Genomic DNA, 17,483 nt, shown 5'->3' with positions numbered 1-17,483 from the left:
CAGCGCCTTCCCGGCAACGGCGGCGGCAGCCCCCGCCCGCGCGGCACCCGGCATCGCGCCGGTCTACGCCCAGCCGCTGCAGCAACATGGGCAACTGGGCCTGTTGATCCGCAACAGCGACGGCGTGCCGACCTGGCTGCCGTTGTGCGAACTCACCGACGCGCCTTGCATGGCGTGAGCGGGACAACCCCGGCGCGCCGGTTACACCGGCGCCGCCGCTTCAGTACCTGCGAACGGGAAAGCGTCCGGAGAATTCATCGAACACGGCACGCTCCACGTCGAGACGCTGCCGAAACTCCGCCGAATCGGTCATTCCGAAGCCGAGCTCGTCGGCCTGCCCCGCCGCGAGGCCGGCGAAGATGGCGTCGCAGAAGTCGTCCAGGTCCGCGCCATGGGCCATGCCCGGGCCCGCCAGCGCGGTGCGGACCGCGGGCGGAATGATCTCGACGACCCTGACCGGCGTCGCGGCAAGCGCGAAGCGGAGATTGCGCGTATAGCGGTGGAGCGCGGCCTTGCAGGCGCTGTAGACCGGGGCGAACGGTTGCGGAACGAAGGCGCCGCCGGAGGAGACATTGGCGATCAGTGCAGGCTCGCCATGCTGCAGCAACAGCGGGACCAGCAAATGGTTCAGATGCACGACGGCAGCGAACAGGATGTCGATCTCGCGCTGGTGCTCGGCCCAGGGCGCCTGGTCGTCGGCGAGCGCGACGCGCCGCTGGATGCCGGCGTTGTTGACGACCACGCGCAGCCCGGGATGCCGCGCTCGCAGGTACTGCGCCAGTCGCTCGCGCTCTTCGGCGACCCCGATGTCGTTGACCAGGGTCTGCAGGCCGGGCGCGGCCTGGGCCGCGCGGTCGAGCTTGCCTGCATCGCGGCCGGTGACCAGCACGTTTGCGCCCGCGGCCAGAAAGCGCCGCGCGAGGCCGAACCCGATGCCGTCGCTGCCGCCGGTCATCACCACATCCACACCTGCGAACGTCATTGCGGACATCGCCATCGCCTCCAGGAACCGCGTGTCCGCTCGGCTGGCATCGCACGCCTGCCAGCGGCCACGCATAGGTTGCCATGTCAACCTAGAAGTACGCTCTTCGGGTTGCCATGTCAACCAGCGCCACCTATGGTGACCGCATGAAGCACGCACGACTCTCCGCAGGCGAACTGGCGATCTGGCACGCCTTCAAGCAGATGGGCCAGACGGTGATGGCCGCCGTCGAAAAGGACCTGGCCGACCACGCCGGCCTGACCGGCAGCGACTTCGGCGTGCTGTCGCGGCTGGTGGACCTGGGCAAGGGCGAGCTGCGGCAGCAGGCGCTCGCCGATTCCATGGGATGGCACAAGAGCCGGCTGTCGCATCAACTCACCCGGATGCAGACGCGCGGGCTGGTCCGCCGCAGCGAAGCAGAACCGCGCGTGGTGACGGTGACCATCACCGCCCTGGGCCGGGAGAAGATCGCAGCGGCGCGGCCGATCCACGCCGCCGCGGTCAGAACCTGGCTGCTCGATCGCCTCAGCGCGGAAGACGCGCAGGTCCTGCTGAAACTCTCCGCGACGCTCGGCTCGGACCGCAGCTGACGGCAGCGCGCCCATCGGCCATCTGCGCCTTGCAGGGCTGCCGCGCGGACCGTAGAACGCAAAAGGCCGCCCGGAGGCGGCCTTCGCGAACCTGCGGCGGTGCCGCCCTCAGTGCATCATGTTGACGTTGAGGTTGTGCATGACCCACAGCGAGCCGACCACCACGATGCCGATGATCAGCAGCGAGAACAGGCCCACGTGCACGTTGGAGCGCTGTTCGGCCGAACGGTCCATGTGCAGGAAGTAGATCAGGTGCACCAGCATCTGCACCGCGGCCAGCACCGCGATGACGATGACGGTGACGCCGCGCGGGAACGCCCCGCTCATCACCATGCCGAACGGAATCACGGTCAGGATCACCGCCAGCACGAAGCCGACCAGGTAGGACTTCAGGCCGCCGCCATGGCCGTGCTCGGCGTGCGTGTCGGAGGAATGATGGTTGGCCATTACAGCGCTCCCAGCAGGTAGACGATGGTGAACACGCCGATCCAGATCACGTCCAGGAAGTGCCAGAACAGGCTCAGGCACGCCAGGCGGGTCATGTTGCGCGGGGTCAGGCCGTTCTTGGCGATCTGGATCACCAGCACGGTCATCCACAGCAGGCCCGAGGCCACGTGCAGACCATGGGTGCCGACCAGGGTGAAGAAGGCCGACAAAAACGCACTGCGGCCGGGGCCGGCGCCCTCTTCGATCAGGTGGTGGAACTCGTAGAGCTCCATGCCCAGGAAGCCCAGGCCCAGCGCCGCGGTGACCGCCAGCCAGCCGTACAGGCCGCCCATGCTGCGCTTGTTCGCCGAGATCATCGCCAGGCCGAAGCCCAGGCTGCTGAACAGCAGCAGGAAGGTTTCCACCAGCACGAACTTCAGGTCGAACAGTTCCTTGGCGGTCGGGCCGTCCACCGTCGCGCCGGCCAGCACCGCATAGGTGGCGAACAGGCCGGCGAAGATGAGGCAGTCGCTCATCAGGTAGACCCAGAACCCGAAGACGGTGTTGCCGCCCGCGTCGTGGTGTTCGTGGTCGTGGTCGTGGCCGCCCGCGTGGGCGGCGTGGGAATCGAGCGTCGTGGAAGCCATGGTTCAGACCGCCTTTGCGGCGTTGGCCGCGTGTTGCTGTTCCAGCAGGGCGAAGCGCGCGTTCTCGATGCGCTCCACTTCCTCCGCCGGGACCCAGTAATCGATGTCGTCATCGAAGGTGCGCGCGATGAAGCTGCCGATCATGCCGACCAGACCGATCACCGCCATCCACCAGATGTGCCAGGTCAGACCGAAGCCCAGGACGATACTGAAGGCGCCGATCCAGAAGCCCGCCGCCGTGTTGCGCGGCATGTGGATCGGTTCGTACTTGGCCGGACGCGGCCAGCCCTTGCCCTTGAGCTTGTCTTCCCAGAACTGGTCGCGGTCGTCGATGTGCGGCAGCACGGCGAAGTTGTAGAACGGCGGCGGCGAGGAGGTCGCCCACTCCAGGGTGCGGCCATCCCACGGGTCGCCGGTCAGGTCCATGTTGTCCTTGCGCTTCCAGATGCTGTAGCCGATCTGCACCAGGTTCAGGAAGATGCCGGTACCGATGATCGCCGCACCCACCGCGGCCACCATCAGCCACGGCGCCCACTCCGGATGGTTGTAGCTGTTCATACGCCGGGTCATGCCCATGAAGCCGAGCACGTACAGCGGCATGAAGGCGATGAAGAAGCCGATGATCCAGCACCAGAACGAGGCCTTGCCCAGCTTCTCGTTGAGCTTGAAGCCGAACGCCTTCGGGAACCAGTAGGTCAGGCCCGCCAGGTAGCCGAACACCACGCCGCCGATGATCACGTTATGGAAGTGCGCGATCAGGAACAGGCTGTTGTGCAGCACGAAGTCCACCGCCGGGATCGCCAGCATCACGCCGGTCATGCCGCCGATGACGAAGGTGATGATGAAGCCGATGGTCCACAGCACCGGTGCGGTCATGTGCACGCGGCCGCGGAACATGGTGAACAGCCAGTTGAAGATCTTCACGCCGGTGGGGATCGAGATGATCATCGTCGTGATGCCGAAGAAGGCATTGACGTTGGCGCCCGAGCCCATGGTGAAGAAGTGGTGCAGCCACACGATGAACGACAGCACGCCGATGCACGAGGTCGCGTACACCATCGAGGTGTAGCCGAACAGGCGCTTGCGGCTGAAGGTGGCGATCAGCTCGGAGAAGATGCCGAACGCCGGCAGGATCAGGATGTAGACCTCCGGGTGGCCCCAGATCCAGATCAGGTTGACGTACATCATGGCGTTGCCGCCACCGTCGTTGGTGAAGAAGTGCGTGCCCAGGTAGCGGTCCGCACCCAGCAGCGCCAGCGCCACGGTCAGGATCGGGAACGCGGCGATGATCAGGATGTTGGTGATCAGCGCGGTCCAGGTGAAGATCGGCATGCGCATCAGGGTCATGCCCGGCGCGCGCATGCGCATGATCGTCACGAAGAAGTTGATGCCGGTGAGCAATGTGCCCAGGCCCGAGATCTGCAACGCCCAGATGTAGTAGTCGACACCGACGCCTGGACTGTATTCCAGCCCGGACAGCGGCGGATAGGCCAGCCAGCCGGTCTGCGCGAACTCGCCCACGCCCAGGGAGATGTTGACCAGCGCCGCGCCGGCCACGAACAGCCAGAAGCTCAGCGAGTTCAGGAACGGGAACGCCACGTCGCGCGCACCGATCTGCAGCGGCACGATCAGGTTCAGCAGGCCGGTCATGAACGGCATGGCCATGAAGAAGATCATGATCACGCCGTGCGCTGTGAAGATCTGATCGTAGTGGTGCGGCGGGAAGATGCCTTCGTTGCCGCCGTGCGCGATCGCCTGCTGGGTGCGCATCATCGCCGCGTCGGCGAAGCCGCGCAGCAGCATGATCAGCGCCACCACGATGTACATGACGCCGATGCGCTTGTGGTCGACCGAGGTGAACCACTCCTTCCAGAGGTAGCCCCACAGCTTGTACTTGGTGACCGCGGCCACCACCAGCAGGCCGAGCAGGCCGGCGCCGCCGAGGGCCGCCATGATGATCGGCTCGTGGTACGGAACCGCCTCGAGCGTGAGTTTGCCTAGCATCACTTGTCTCCAGAAGTGCACATGGCGACCGGCTCAGCAGCCGATGCCGGATGAGCGTCGTGGCCTTCCATCTTGTGGCCCTTGCCCATCATGTATTTGTCGATCAACGACTTGAACAGACCGTCCTGCACCGAGGCGTAGTACGTCACCGGGTAAGCGGCCTTGTCGTTGCGGTTGGCCGCCAGCACCTGGAACTCGGCCTGGTCCAGGGTCTTCTGCGAGGCCTTGACCTTGGCCACCCACGCGTCGAAACCGGCGCGGTCGGTGGCATGCGCGGCGAAGCCCATCTTCGAGAAGCCGTGGCCGCTGTAGTTGGCCGACAGGCCGAACATCTCGCCCGGCTCGTTGGCGATCAGGTGCAGCTTGGTCTCCATGCCGGCCATCGCGTAGATCTGCGTGCCCAGGTGCGGGATGAAGAACGAGTTCATCACCGTGTCGGAGGTGATCTTGAAGTTCAGCGGCGTGTCGACCGGGAACGCGATCTCGTTGACCGTGGCGATGCCCTGCTCCGGGTAGATGAACATCCACTTCCAGTCCAGCGCCACCGCCTCGATGGTGATCGGCTTGACCTTGGAGTCCAGCGGCTTGTACGGATCCAGCGCATGCGAGGAGCGCCAGGTCAGCACCGCCAGGACCAGGATGATCATGCACGGGATCGACCACACCACCACCTCGATCGCCGTGGAGTGCGACCAGTTCGGCTCGTAGCGGGCCTTGGTGTTGGACGCGCGGTAGCGCCAGGCGAAGGCCAGGGTCATCACGATGACCGGGATCACCACCAGCAGCATCAGCACCACCGAGGTGATCAGCAGCGTCTTCTCGTCGTGGCCGATCTGACCCTTGGGGTTGAGGATGGCCGAGTTGCAGCCGGCCAACAGCAGTGCGGCAAGCAGCAACAGACCGGAGCGCAGCGAGCGCCGGAGTTGTTTCAACGGAATCATCGAACGATCCAATTGCGTAGGGGATGCGAACCGCGCGGGAGCGGGAGGCGGAGCGCCGTAGAGGGGGCTGTTCCGCGTCCGCCGCGGCATCCGGGCCGGCATGCGCGATCAACGACGCATTTTATGCTGCCGTGCGGCAACTCCGGAAGTCATTGACAAGCCCGGGCGGGCGCCAGGCCGCGTTTTTATGTGCGACACATTGCCGCACCCGCCTGCGACACGGCGTCGCAGGCCGCCGCGCGCACGGACCTGCGTCGCAGAAAAACGGGAGCGCAGACACCAGGAAGGCAGCCTCGCGGCTGCCTTCTGGGTACGACTGGTGCCGGAAACAGGAGTCGAACCTGCGACCTACGCATTACGAATGCGCCGCTCTACCGACTGAGCTATTCCGGCGGAACTGGCAATTCTAGGCGTCGGCCCGGGCCGGGGTCAATCGCTGCCCTGGCCTTCGCGCGCGCGCCGCAATCGGTGGGTTACCCTCCGGCCCCCGTCGTCCCCATCCCCCGCTCATCGTGAAGTTGTTCGCCTGGTTCTGGCTCGCGTTCCTGCTGTTCTTCGCCATCCCCTTCCCCTGCATCCTGTATTTCGCCAACGACTGGCCACGCGTGCTGGCCCAGCCCAGCACGCCCGCATGGGCGCTGACCCTGCTGGCGCTGTCGCTGGGCCTGTGGCTGCACCTGCTCTACGCCTACCTGGACACGCTGCTGCTCATGCCCGGGCGCGCCCTGCACCGCGTGCGCCACCTGCTCGCCCACGGCGTGCGCCGCGAGGCACTGATCGAACGCGCCGCCCCGACCGGGGTCGAGGTCAAGGGATGGCCGCAGCTGTCGCTGACCCTGGCCTTCGACAACCTGTCCGGCACATCCATCCGCGACACCGTGTTGATCGTGGACCGCAAGCCGGCGCAACGCCGCTTCGAGAGCGGGCGCACCGTGCCGCTGCGGCTGAGCACCGCGCCGGGCGCCGCGCCGAACCTGGTATTGGAGGACGCCGAGCCGGCCCTGGACCGCGCCAGCCTGTGGCGACGCGCGGCCGGCGCCGTGCTGCTGGTGGTCCTGGTCGGCGCGGCCTACGTGGCGGCCTGGCGCCTGCAGAAGCGCGGGCTGGGCTGGACCTTCCTGTCCTTCAACCATCCGCTACTGATGAGTGCGCTGGTACTCAACGGCTACGTGCTGGCGCTGCGCGTGATCCTGCGCGTGATCCGCCGCAACGCCACCGACGAGACCCTGAAGTACCGCGGCCTGCGCGCGCGTGCGCGGGTGCTGGACCTGCGCCAGACCGGCACCACCCTCAACGAGCAGCCGCAGGTGGAGTTCCGCGTGGCGTTCAAGGACGCGTCGGGCAACCCGCACGAGGCGACGATGCGGCGGTTCGTGTCGCTGCTCGACGTCGGACAACTGCCGCGCGACACGGTGTCGGTGCTGTACGACCCGCAACACCCCACCCGCGCCGACCTGGAGCTGCCATGAAGACGCCGTCCACCCCACTGGTCTTCGCCGGCGTGGTGCTGCTGCTCGGCGGCCTCGCCTTCGCCGGCGGCGCCTGGGACACCATCCGCGCCACCCTGCAGGCGGGACCGCGCCTGCAGGCGATGGACCCGGTGGCCACCCTGCAGTCCCCCTCCAAGCCGCAATCGCTGGCGGTGCCGACCCCGACTGCCCGCGCTGCCGACACCGAGCCGGCGCCGACGCCGGCACCACGCGGCAACCTGCTGTTCGACCCGCAGCGGCTGCGCGCGGCCCGGCAGGCGCTGGCGGACCTGCCCGACCTGCAGGGCCACGACCCGCGCGTGTTCCATGCCGTGCATTTCTACGACAACCGGATCGGACTCGAACTGCTGGACCCCGCACAGCCGGACCACGTGGACGAATACAGCTTCCACGACGAGGCCTGGCACAAGGATGCGCCAGTGAATCCGCGCATGTTCGGGCCGTTCCTCAAGCCGGCCACCGACACCGCCGCGCTGCAGGACATCGATTTCGAGGGCGCCTACCGGGTGGCCACGGCCCTGCAGGAACAGGGCCAGGCGCTACAGGCCGAGCCGAAGAAAGTGGATCACGTGTACGTGCTGGTGGGCCGGCGCGGCCGCCTGCGCTGGATGCCGGACGGCGTGCAAGGCGATCGCGTCAGCGTGGGCATCGAGTTCGATGCACAGGGACGGCCGCGCGGCATGCAGCGCCAGTAAGCCGTGGCGCTTGCCACGCGGCAGCACCCCATCACGTCATCTCGCAGGAACGACTCTTGTCCCCTTTTCGGGGATCAGCCGCGACAGGCTTTACCGGGATCGCCCGTCGCGGCTGACAGCCGCTCCTACGCGCGCCGCGACAGATACGCCCATCCAGCATACGAACACGCGACCGAACGCGACCGTCAGTCGACCAGACGCAGCCGCAATTCCTTCGGCAGGGCGAACACCATCGACTCCGGCTCGCCCGCCAGTTCCGACACGCCATCGGCGCCGAGTTCGCGCAGCCGCGCGATCACGCCGTCCACCAGCACCTGCGGCGCCGAGGCGCCGGCGGTCAGACCGATGCGGCGCTTGCCGGCGATCCAGGCGGGATCGATCTCGTCGGCGCCGTCGATCAGGTAGGACTCCACCCCGTCGCGCCGCGCCAGCTCGCTGAGCCGGTTGGAATTGGAGCTGTTCGGCGAGCCGACCACCAGCACCAGGTCGCACTCCTTGGCCAGGTCGCGCACCGCGTCCTGGCGGTTCTGGGTGGCGTAGCAGATATCGTCGTTCTTCGGGCCCTGCATCGCCGGGTAGCGCGCACGCAGCGCCTCGATGATGCCGCGGGTGTCGTCCACCGACAGCGTGGTCTGGGTGGTGTAGGCCAGGTTCTCCGGCTGCTGCACGTCCAGCGTGGCGACCTGCTCGATGTCCTCGACCAGGTAGATGCGCCCGGTGCCGCACTCGCGGTCCCACTGCCCCATTGTGCCTTCCACCTCCGGGTGGCCGGCGTGGCCGATCAGCACCACGTCGCGGCCGGCGCGGCAGTGCCGGGCCACCTCGAAATGCACCTTGGTCACCAGCGGGCAGGTCGCGTCGAACACCTTCAGCCCGCGCCGCTCGGCCTCCTGGCGCACCGCCTGGGCCACGCCGTGGGCGCTGAAGATCACCGTGTTGCCGTCGGGCACCTCGTCCAGTTCCTCGACGAAGATCGCGCCGCGCTGCTTGAGGTCGTCGACCACGAAGCGGTTGTGCACCACCTCGTGGCGCACGTAGATCGGCGCGCCCAGGGTTTCGATGGCGCGCTTGACGATCTCGATGGCGCGATCGACGCCGGCGCAGAAGCCGCGGGGGTTGGCGAGCAGGACATCCATTAGCTAGATCCGCCGGCCGCAGGGGGCCAGGCGCTTCGACAGGGAGAGTGGCACCGATTATCCCGCTTTTCGCTTCGCCTTGCCGTCGAACACGCCGAACAGGGCGATGCCGATGGCGCCGGCGACGATCGCCGAGTCGGCGATGTTGAACGAGGGCCAGTAATGCTCGCCCACGTACCACTGGATGAAATCGACCACGTGGCCGTGCATCAGCCGGTCGATCACGTTGCCGATCGCCCCGCCGATCACCAGCGCGTACGGCAGCGCGCTGCGCCACTCGCCGCGCGGGGTGCGCGCCAGCCACCAGGCCAGCAGGGCGCTGATGCCCACCGCCAGCACGGTGAAGAACCAGAGCTGCCAGCCGCCGGCCTGGCTCAGGAAACTGAATGCCGCGCCGGTGTTGTAGGTCCGGTACCAGTTCCAGAAGCCGGGGATCACCGGCACCGCGGTGAACTCGGGCAGGCTGGACAGCACCCAGGCCTTGCTCCACTGGTCCAGGCCGATCACCGCGGCCGACAGCAGCAGCCAGATCAGGGCGGAAGGGTTGGGTCGTGCGGTCATGCGGGAAGTCCGCCTTGGGCGAAGAAGGAAAGGAAGGATGGCCGGCGCCGCAGCCACGGCGCCGCCGTCGGCCACGGCGACGCGCAAGCCGCGTGGCCGGGGACGGCACTCAGAACCAGCGGCGCTCCTCGCCCGGTCCTTCGATGTTGCTGACGCAGCGGCCGCACAGTTCCGGGTGCGCCGGGTCGGCGCCGACGTCGGCGCGGTAGTGCCAGCAACGCACGCACTTGGGCTTCTCGGTGGCCTGGGCGCTGACGAAGATCTCGTCGGTGCTGGCCTCGCGCACCACCACGTCGCCGCTGATGAACAGGAAGCGCAACTCTTCCTGCAGCGGCTGCAGCTTCGCCGCGGTGGCCGCGTCGGCGGCGACGGTGATCTCCGCCTCCAGGGCGGCACCGATCACGCCGTTGCCGCGCATCGGCTCCAGCACCTTGGCCACCTGCTCGCGCAGCGCCAGCAACCGCTCGAAGTCGGCCGCGCTCAGCGCCGCGTCGTCCGGCAACGGCGCCAGGCCTTCGTACCAGGTCGCGAACAGCACGTTGCCCAGGTGCGCGCCCGGCAGGTAACCCCACAGCTCGTCGGCGGTGAAGCTCAGGATCGGCGCGATCCAGCGCACGAAGGCCTCGGCCACATGGAACATCGCGGTCTGCGCCGAGCGCCGGCCAAGCGAATCCTCGGCCATCGTGTACAGCCGGTCCTTGGTCACGTCCAGGTACAGCGACCCCAGGTCCACGCTGCAGAAGTTCAGCAGCGCCTGCACGATCGCGGCGAAGTCGTAGCGCGCGTAGGCGGCCTTGATCTGCTCCTGCACCTCGTAGGCGCGGTGCACGATCCAGCGGTCCAGCGCCACCAGTTCCGGCAGCGGCCGCAGGTGCACGGTCGGAGTGAAGCCGTGCAGGTTGCCGAGCAGGAAGCGCGCGGTGTTGCGCAGGCGCCGGTAGGCGTCGGCGTTGCGCTTGAGGATCTCCTGCGACAGCGACATCTCGTTGCTGTAGTCGGCCGAGGCGATCCACAGGCGCAGGATGTCCGCGCCCAGGGTCTTCATGATGTCCTGCGGCTCGATGCCGTTGCCCAGCGACTTGGACATCTTGCGGCCGTGCTCGTCCACGGTGAAGCCGTGGGTCAGGCACTGCCGGTAAGGCGCCGCGTGGTCCAACGCCACGCCGGTCAGCAGCGAGGACTGGAACCAGCCGCGGTGCTGGTCGGAACCTTCCAGGTACAGGTCGGCCGGCTTGGGCAGGCCGCGTTCGGTCAGCACCGCCTCGTGGGTGACGCCGGAATCGAACCAGACGTCGAGGATGTCGGTGATCTTCTCGTAGTCGGCCGCCTCGTCGCCGAGCAGTTCGGCGGCGTCCAGCGCGTACCACACGTCCACCCCGCCCTCCTCGACCCGGTCGGCGACCTGGCGCATCAGTTCGGTGCTGCGCGGGTGCGGCTCGCCGGTCTCGCGATGCACGAACAGCGCGATCGGCACGCCCCAGGTGCGCTGGCGCGAGATCGTCCAGTCCGGGCGCCCGGCGACCATGCCGGCGATGCGCGCCTGGCCCCAGGCCGGGTACCAGTGCACGCCTTCGATGGCCTGCAGCGCCTCGGCGCGCAGGTTGGCCTGCTCCATCGAGATGAACCACTGCGGCGTGGCGCGGAACGCGATCGGGGTCTTGTGGCGCCAGCAATGCGGGTAGCTGTGGACCATGCTGGCGCGCGCCAGCAGCAGCCCGCGCGCGGCCAGCAGGTCGGCGATGACGTCGTTGGCCTTCCAGATGTGCAGCCCGGCCAGCTCCATGCCATCGACCGCGGGGGTCGACGGCAGGTACACGCCGCGCGCATCCACCGGGTTGATCTGCGCCGCGCCGTAGCGCTCCAGCAGCCCGTACGGCTTGACCGCCACGTAGTCCTCCTGGCCGTGGCCGGGGGCGGTGTGCACCGCGCCGGTACCGTCGGTGTCGGACACGTGGGTGCCGAGGATCACCGGCACGTCGCGCTCGTCGTAGAAGGGGTGCGCCAGCACTTGGTGCTCCAGCGCCGCGCCGGCGACGCGGCCGTGCACCACGACCTCATCGACGCCATAGCGTTGCAGCGCGCGCTCGGCCAGCGCATCGGCCAGCACCAGCCAGCGGCGGCGGCCGTCGCGGGCCGGGCCTTCGACCAGCGCATAGACCAGCTCCGGCCCCAATGAGACCGCCAGCGAGGCCGGCAGCGTCCACGGCGTGGTGGTCCAGATCGGCACGGCCACTTCGGCACCGTCCGGCAGGGTCGCACCGAACGCGGCGGCCAGCGCCGCGCCGTCGCGGGCCGTGTAGGCCACGTCCACCGTCGGCGACTGCTTGTCGGCGTACTCGATCTCGGCCTCGGCCAGTGCCGAACCGCAGTCGAAGCACCAGTGCACCGGCTTCACGCCGCGGGTCAGGTGGCCGTTCTCGACGATCCGCGCCAGCGCGCGGATCTCGTTGGCCTCGAAATGGAAGTCCAGCGTGCGGTACGGGTTGTCCCAGTCGCCGATCACGCCCAGGCGCTTGAAGTCGCGGCGCTGGATGTCGATCTGCGCGTTGGCGTATTCGCGGCACTTCTGCCGGAACTCCACCGCATCCAGCTTGACCCCGACCTTGCCGAACTTCTTCTCGATCGCGATCTCGATCGGCAGGCCATGGCAGTCCCAGCCCGGGATGTACGGCGCGTCGTAGCCGGACAGGTACTTGGACTTGACGATGATGTCCTTGAGGATCTTGTTGACCGCATGGCCGAGGTGGATCGCGCCATTGGCGTAGGGCGGGCCGTCGTGCAGCACGAACAGCGGCCGGCCCTGGGCGTTGTCGCGCAGCCGCGTGTACAGGCCCTCGCTCTCCCAGCGCGCCAGGATGTCCGGCTCGCGCTTGGGCAGGTCGCCGCGCATCGGGAACTCGGTCGCCGGCAGATGGAGGGTGGCTTTGTAGTCCTGGGTCACGGGCAGTTACCGGTCGGTGGTCTTCAGGGGGAGGTCCGCGCGCGGGGCGGCGGACACGGGCGGCAGGCCCGCGCCAGCAGGCGCAGCGAGCAGTTGCCGCGCCAGCGCGGCGTCGCGGTGCATCTGCGCGGTCAGCGCCGGCAGATCGGCAAAGGTTTCCTCGTCGCGCAGCTTGGCGACGAACTCCACCTCGATGTGGCGACCGTACAGGTCGCCCTGGAAATCGAACAGGTGCGCTTCCAGCAGCGGCTCCACGCCCTGCACGGTCGGGCGGGTGCCGAAACTGGACACCGACGGCCACGGCTGCGCCGCCACCCCGTGCACCCAGGTGGCGTAGATGCCGGACAGCGCCGGGGTGCGGGCGAACCGCAGGTTGGCGGTGGGATAGCCGAGCGTGCGCCCGAGCTGCTTGCCGCGCACCACGCGGCCGCCGATCGCATACGGACGGCCGAGCAGTTCGGCGGCATGGGCGAACTCGCCAGCCACCAGCAGCTCGCGGATGCGGGTGCTGGAAATGCGCTCCTCGCGCAGGTGCACCGGCGCGATCTCGTCGGCGGCAAAGCCATGCTGGGCGCCCAGCGCACGCAGCAGCGCGATGTCGCCGCCGCGCTTGTGACCGAAGCGGAACGCCGGGCCGATCCAGACCTCGCGCGCGTGCAGGCGCTCGACCAGCACGCGCTGCACGAAGTCCTCCGCGCTCATCGAGGCCATGCGCCGGTCGAAGCGCAGCAGGCCGACGCTGTCGATGCCGAGTTGGAGCAGGCCCTGCACCTTGGCCCGGGCCAGGGTCAGCCGCGGCGGCGGCGCGGCCGGGGCGAAGAACTCGCGCGGCAGCGGCTCGAAACTCAGCGCCACCGCCGGCACGCCCGCTTCGCGCGCGCGCGCGATCGCCTGCCGCACCAGCGCGCGGTGGCCCAGGTGCAGGCCATCGAAGGCGCCGATGCAGACCACGCTTCCCTGCGGGAACAGGGTCCCGCCCTCGACGTCTCTAAACAGCCTGCTCATTCCTCGGTCCGAAGCGCCGGCGCAGGAAGCGCCGGTCGATGATGCGTAACCGTCGAGTATAGCGGGTGGGGGCTTGGCTCGGGGCTCGGGGCTCGGGGCTCGGGGCTCGGGACCCGGGACCCGGGACCCGGGACCCGGGACGGCAGCATCGGCGTGCGGAGCCAGACCGCCGCCAGGCGATCCGGCAAAAACAAAGTGATCACTTTACTGTGGGAGGGACTTCAGTCCCGACGGGCTTTCCCGGGAAGGCCCGTCGGGGCTGAAGCCCCTCCCACAATGCAATCGCAAGCGCTTAGCACTCCCGGGTCCCGGGTCCCGGGTCCCGAACCCCGAACCCCGAACCCCGGACCCCGGACCCCGGACCCCGGCTTCAATGCTCGCGCAGATCCCGCGGCCGGAACCCCAGCGCCAGCAAGGCCAGCAGGTACACCGCGCCGCCGCCGCCGACCAGCAGCAGCAGGCCGCCGATACGGTGCCACTTGTCCATGCCGGTGAACGCCGGCAGCCAATGCTGACCCAGCAGCAGCACCGCAACCATGGGCGCACAGGCAAGGCCCAGCCGCAGCAGGTAACCGCCCCAGCCCGGCTTGGGCTGGTAGACCTGGTCGCGGCGCAGCCAGCGCCACAGCAGCGACAGGTTGAGATAGCTGGCGACCGCACTGGCCAGACCCAGCGCCAGGTGCAGGCCCGGCACCGCCGCCAGCGCCGCACGCACGCCCTGCGCGCGCAGTTCCGCCGGCACCCACAACTGGTACAGGATCACCAGGAACAACAGGTTCAGCGCCATGTTGGCGACCAGCGCGGCGACGCCGGCGCGCACCGGCGTGCGCGTGTCCTGGCGCGAGTAGAACGCCGGCAACAGCACCTTGAGCAGGGCGAACGCCGGCAGGCCGAAGCTCAGCCCGAACACCGACATCGCCGCCATCCGCGTGTCGAAAGCGGTGAACTTGCCGTACTGGAACAGGGTCGCCACCAGCGGCTGGCTCAGCAACATCAAGCCCAGGGTCGCCGGCACCGCGATCAGCAAGGTGGTACGCAGCCCCCAGTCCAGCGCGTTGGAGAACCCGGCGCGATCGGTTTTGACGTGGTGCCGCGACAGCGCCGGCAGGATCACCGTGCCCAGGGCCACCCCGAATACGCCCAGCGGCAGCTCCAGGAAGCGGTCGGCCTGCGACAGCCAGCTCTGCGACCCGGCGTACAGGAACGAGGCGATCACCGTGTCCAGCAGCAAATTGATCTGCGCGATCGAGGAGCCGAACAGGGTCGGCACCATCAGGGTCAGCACCCGGCGCACGTCCGGATGCTGCCAGCCCCAGCGCGGCAGGGTCAGCAGGTCGATGCCGCGCAGGGCCGGCAACTGGAACAGCAACTGCAGCACGCCGGCCACCAGCACCGCCCAGCCCATCGCCAGGATCGGCACCTGCAGCCGCGGCGCCAGCCACAATGCGCCGGCGATCATGCACAGGTTGAGGATCACCGGGGTCAGCGCCGGCAGGCCGAAGCGATGGAAGCTGTTGAGCGCGCCGCCGGCCAGCGCGGTCAGCGACACGAACAGCAGGAACGGGAAGGTCAGCCGCAGCAGGTCGACGATCAGCCCGAACTTGGCCGGATTGTCGATCGAGCCAGGATTGAACAGCATCGCCATCTGCGGGGTGAAGATCAGCCCCAGCGCGGTGACCAGCAGCAACACTCCGCCCAGGGTGCCGGACACCCGCGACATCAGCGCGCGCAGGTCGGCGTGCGGGCGGGTTTCCTTCACCTCGGTGAACACCGGCACGAAGGCGGTGGCGAACGAGCCTTCGGCGAACAGCCGGCGCAGGAAGTTGGGAATGCGGAACGCTACCCAGAACGCATCGCTGGTGGCGTTCGAGCCGAAGGAATAGTTGATGGCCTGGTCGCGCACCAGCCCCAGCAGGCGCGACACCATGGTCATGCTACTAAACGACAGCAGCCCGCGAAGCATGCGCGGCTGACTCATGCGGCGGCCCTCTTGACAATTGACTTGACGCGAATATTCGGACGCTTCATACTCTCCCGCTTGTTTTTATCCACCACACAGCTTTCCAGGAAACCACCACCGTGGCCAATATCAAGTCCGCCAAGAAGCGCGCCAAGCAGACCGTCGTGCGCAACGCGCGCAACACGGCTCAGCGTTCGATGCTGCGCACCGCCGTCAAGAAGGTCATCAAGGCCCTGGACGCCAACGACGCAGCCGGCGCCGAAGCCGCTTTCGCCATCGCCCAGCCGATCCTCGACCGTTTCAGCTCGCGTGGCCTGATCCACAAGAACAAGGCTGCCCGTCACAAGAGCCGCCTGAGCGCCCGCATCAAGGCGATCAAGACCGCCGCCTGATCGGCCGCCGTCGACGCCGGAAGCGCCCACGCTTCCGGCAGCACCACGAAAAAGCCCGGCCTCGGCCGGGTTTTTCGTGTGCGCGTCACCCCGCGCTGCGCGCCGCCGTATGGCGCGACGCTCAGGAGGCATTGGCGGCCGCCTCCAGCACCTCCTCGCGCTGGCGGTCGAAGAACGCCATCACGTCCTTCATGATCGGCCAGGTGCCTTCGCGACCCAGCGCCGACACCAGGTACCAGGGCTGGGTCCAGCCCAGTTCGGCGACGACCTGCTCGGCCAGCGCCCGCGCCTCGTCCTCGAACATCAGGTCGGCCTTGTTCAGCACCAGCCAGCGCGGCTTGGCCAGCAGCTCCGGGTCGTGCTTCTGCAGCTCGCGCTCGATCGCCCGCACCTGCTCGGTCGGCGACACGCCATCCACGCCACCCTCCATCGGCGCCAGATCCACCAGGTGCAGCAGCAGACGGGTGCGCTGCAGGTGGCGCAGGAACTGCGCACCGAGGCCGGCGCCGTCGGCGGCCCCCTCGATCAGCCCGGGAATGTCGGCGATCACGAAGCTGCGATAGGCCTCGACGCTGACCACGCCCAGGTTCGGATACAGCGTGGTGAACGGGTAGTCGGCGACCTTCGGCGTGGCCGCGGACACGGCGCGGATGAAGGTGCTCTTGCCGGCATTGGGGAAGCCCAGCAGGCCGACGTCGGCCAGCAGCTTCAGCTCCAGCTTGAGCGTGCGCTCCTCGCCCTCCTCGCCCGGCGTCGCCTTGCGCGGCGCGCGCGTCACCGAACTCTTGAAATGCATGTTGCCCAGGCCACCCTTGCCGCCCTGCGCGACCAGCAGGCGGTCGCCATGCGCGACCAGGTCGCCGATGACCTCGTCGGTCTCGACGTTGATCACCACGGTACCGACCGGCACGGTGATGGTCAGATCCTCGCCGGCCTTGCCGTACATCTGCCGGCCCATGCCATTCTCTCCGCGCTGCGCACGGAACGCGCGCTGGTGGCGGAAGTCGACCAGGGTGTTGAGATTCTCGTCGGCGACCAGCCACACACTGCCGCCATTGCCGCCATCGCCGCCGTCGGGCCCACCCAGCGGGATGAACTTCTCGCGGCGAAAGCCGATGCAGCCATTGCCGCCATTGCCGGCCGTGACCTGGATTTCCGCTTCGTCTACGAGTTTCATGGATAACAACCGGGAATGGGGAATGGTGAATCGGGAATGGGAAAAGCGAGCCATCGCCGCGGCGACGATTCTATGTCGCAGCCACAGATCGGCAAAATCCATCACTGCATTGCCTGACGCAACCAGGACAGGGCGAGTTCACGGGAGGCGCCTTTGCCCATTCCCGATTCCCCACTCCCCATTCCCAGCCGCAAAACAAAAACCCCGCCGAAGCGGGGCTTTCGTCAGCAAGCCTGCGCCACGGCGCAGGCCCTGGACACCGGCGACTTACGCCTCGGTGACCACGCTCACGGTGCGACGCTTCTTGGCGCCCTTCACCGAGAACTCGACCTTGCCGTCGACCAGCGCGAACAGGGTGTGGTCGCGGCCCAGGCCGACGCCGGCGCCCGGGTGGAACTGGGTGCCGCGCTGACGCACGATGATGTTGCCGGCTTCGATGGCCTGGCCGCCGAACATCTTCACGCCCAGGTACTTCGGGTTGGAGTCGCGGCCGTTGCGCGAGGAACCTACGCCTTTTTTGTGTGCCATGACTGCTG

Annotated in this window: 16 protein-coding genes and 1 tRNA gene; 4 read left to right on the top strand and 13 right to left on the bottom strand. The window is 68.2% G+C overall.

All coding sequences use genetic code 11. The annotated features are described in order from the left end of the window. Nucleotides 1-220: 220 nt before the first annotated feature. Entirely contained in the window at nt 221-991 is a 771-nt protein-coding gene (locus D180_RS08295) for an SDR family NAD(P)-dependent oxidoreductase (protein WP_232760398.1), read from the bottom strand. A 107-nt stretch (nt 992-1,098) separates the two neighbouring features. On the opposite strand from D180_RS08295, the gene D180_RS08290 reads away from it, so the two are divergent. Then, nucleotides 1,099-1,572 carry a MarR family winged helix-turn-helix transcriptional regulator gene (locus D180_RS08290; protein WP_232760396.1) on the top strand — a complete coding sequence of 158 codons (474 nt, stop codon included), beginning with the start codon at nt 1,099-1,101 and terminating at the stop codon, nt 1,570-1,572. Between the two features lie 108 nt (nt 1,573-1,680). On the opposite strand, the gene cyoD is transcribed toward D180_RS08290, so the two are convergent. From cyoD to D180_RS08265, 5 genes are all read right to left on the bottom strand, one after another. Further along, nucleotides 1,681-2,019, bottom strand: a complete 339-nt coding sequence (gene cyoD / locus D180_RS08285) for a cytochrome o ubiquinol oxidase subunit IV (RefSeq protein ID WP_010341155.1) — start codon at nt 2,017-2,019, stop codon at nt 1,681-1,683. Further along, nucleotides 2,019-2,645 (bottom strand): cytochrome o ubiquinol oxidase subunit III, encoded by a 627-nt coding sequence (gene cyoC, locus D180_RS08280; protein WP_017907389.1) that lies wholly within the window; start codon nt 2,643-2,645, stop codon nt 2,019-2,021. The genes cyoD and cyoC overlap by 1 nt, the downstream gene beginning before the upstream one ends. Nucleotides 2,646-2,648: 3 nt before the next feature. Continuing rightward, nucleotides 2,649-4,649, bottom strand: coding sequence for a cytochrome o ubiquinol oxidase subunit I (gene cyoB, locus D180_RS08275; protein WP_017912427.1), 2,001 nt, complete (start codon nt 4,647-4,649; stop codon nt 2,649-2,651). Next, nucleotides 4,649-5,590 carry a ubiquinol oxidase subunit II gene (cyoA, locus tag D180_RS08270; protein ID WP_010341159.1) on the bottom strand — a complete coding sequence of 314 codons (942 nt, stop codon included), beginning with the start codon at nt 5,588-5,590 and terminating at the stop codon, nt 4,649-4,651. The genes cyoB and cyoA overlap by 1 nt, the downstream gene beginning before the upstream one ends. 317 nt (nt 5,591-5,907) lie before the next feature. Next, nucleotides 5,908-5,983 (bottom strand) — tRNA-Thr (locus D180_RS08265). 119 nt (nt 5,984-6,102) lie between these two features. Here D180_RS08265 and D180_RS08260 point away from each other — a divergent pair. Next, the gene (locus D180_RS08260) at nt 6,103-7,059 is read left to right on the top strand and encodes a membrane protein (protein ID WP_017912426.1); all 957 of its coding nucleotides are present in this window, start codon (nt 6,103-6,105) and stop codon (nt 7,057-7,059) included. Continuing rightward, on the top strand, nt 7,056-7,775 hold the full coding sequence (locus tag D180_RS08255; protein ID WP_017912425.1) for a hypothetical protein: 720 nt from the start codon (nt 7,056-7,058) through the stop codon (nt 7,773-7,775). Before D180_RS08260 ends, D180_RS08255 begins: the two co-directional genes overlap by 4 nt. Nucleotides 7,776-7,960: 185 nt before the next feature. On the opposite strand, the gene ispH is transcribed toward D180_RS08255, so the two are convergent. From ispH to murJ, 5 genes are all read right to left on the bottom strand, one after another. Next, a complete protein-coding gene (gene ispH, locus D180_RS08250; RefSeq protein WP_017907393.1) occupies nt 7,961-8,911 on the bottom strand; it encodes a 4-hydroxy-3-methylbut-2-enyl diphosphate reductase in 951 nt (316 codons plus the stop codon). Nucleotides 8,912-8,968: 57 nt separating this feature from the next. Continuing rightward, complete coding sequence (lspA, locus tag D180_RS08245) at nt 8,969-9,472, bottom strand: signal peptidase II (protein ID WP_017912424.1); 504 nt, start codon at nt 9,470-9,472, stop codon at nt 8,969-8,971. A gap of 109 nt (nt 9,473-9,581) precedes the next feature. Continuing rightward, nucleotides 9,582-12,413, bottom strand: coding sequence for an isoleucine--tRNA ligase (ileS, locus tag D180_RS08240; RefSeq protein ID WP_017912423.1), 2,832 nt, complete (start codon nt 12,411-12,413; stop codon nt 9,582-9,584). Between the two features lie 6 nt (nt 12,414-12,419). Further along, entirely contained in the window at nt 12,420-13,418 is a 999-nt protein-coding gene (locus tag D180_RS08235) for a bifunctional riboflavin kinase/FAD synthetase (protein WP_043090646.1), read from the bottom strand. A gap of 370 nt (nt 13,419-13,788) precedes the next feature. Further along, nucleotides 13,789-15,381, bottom strand: a complete 1,593-nt coding sequence (gene murJ / locus D180_RS08230; RefSeq protein WP_198526527.1) for a murein biosynthesis integral membrane protein MurJ — start codon at nt 15,379-15,381, stop codon at nt 13,789-13,791. Between the two features lie 116 nt (nt 15,382-15,497). On the opposite strand from murJ, the gene rpsT reads away from it, so the two are divergent. After that, nucleotides 15,498-15,770 (top strand): 30S ribosomal protein S20, encoded by a 273-nt coding sequence (gene rpsT / locus D180_RS08225; RefSeq protein ID WP_010341167.1) that lies wholly within the window; start codon nt 15,498-15,500, stop codon nt 15,768-15,770. Between the two features lie 121 nt (nt 15,771-15,891). Here the strand turns inward: rpsT and cgtA are convergent, their stop codons facing one another. Then, a complete protein-coding gene (cgtA, locus tag D180_RS08220) occupies nt 15,892-16,947 on the bottom strand; it encodes an Obg family GTPase CgtA (RefSeq protein ID WP_017912420.1) in 1,056 nt (351 codons plus the stop codon). Nucleotides 16,948-17,214: 267 nt separating this feature from the next. Beyond that, nucleotides 17,215-17,475, bottom strand: a complete 261-nt coding sequence (rpmA, locus tag D180_RS08215; protein WP_010341169.1) for a 50S ribosomal protein L27 — start codon at nt 17,473-17,475, stop codon at nt 17,215-17,217. Nucleotides 17,476-17,483: the final 8 nt, after the last annotated feature.

Source organism: Xanthomonas sp. SHU 166 (genome assembly GCF_000364685.1).
Lineage (GTDB): Bacteria > Pseudomonadota > Gammaproteobacteria > Xanthomonadales > Xanthomonadaceae > Xanthomonas_A > Xanthomonas_A sontii.
This window is presented reverse-complemented; position numbering and strand designations above follow the sequence as displayed.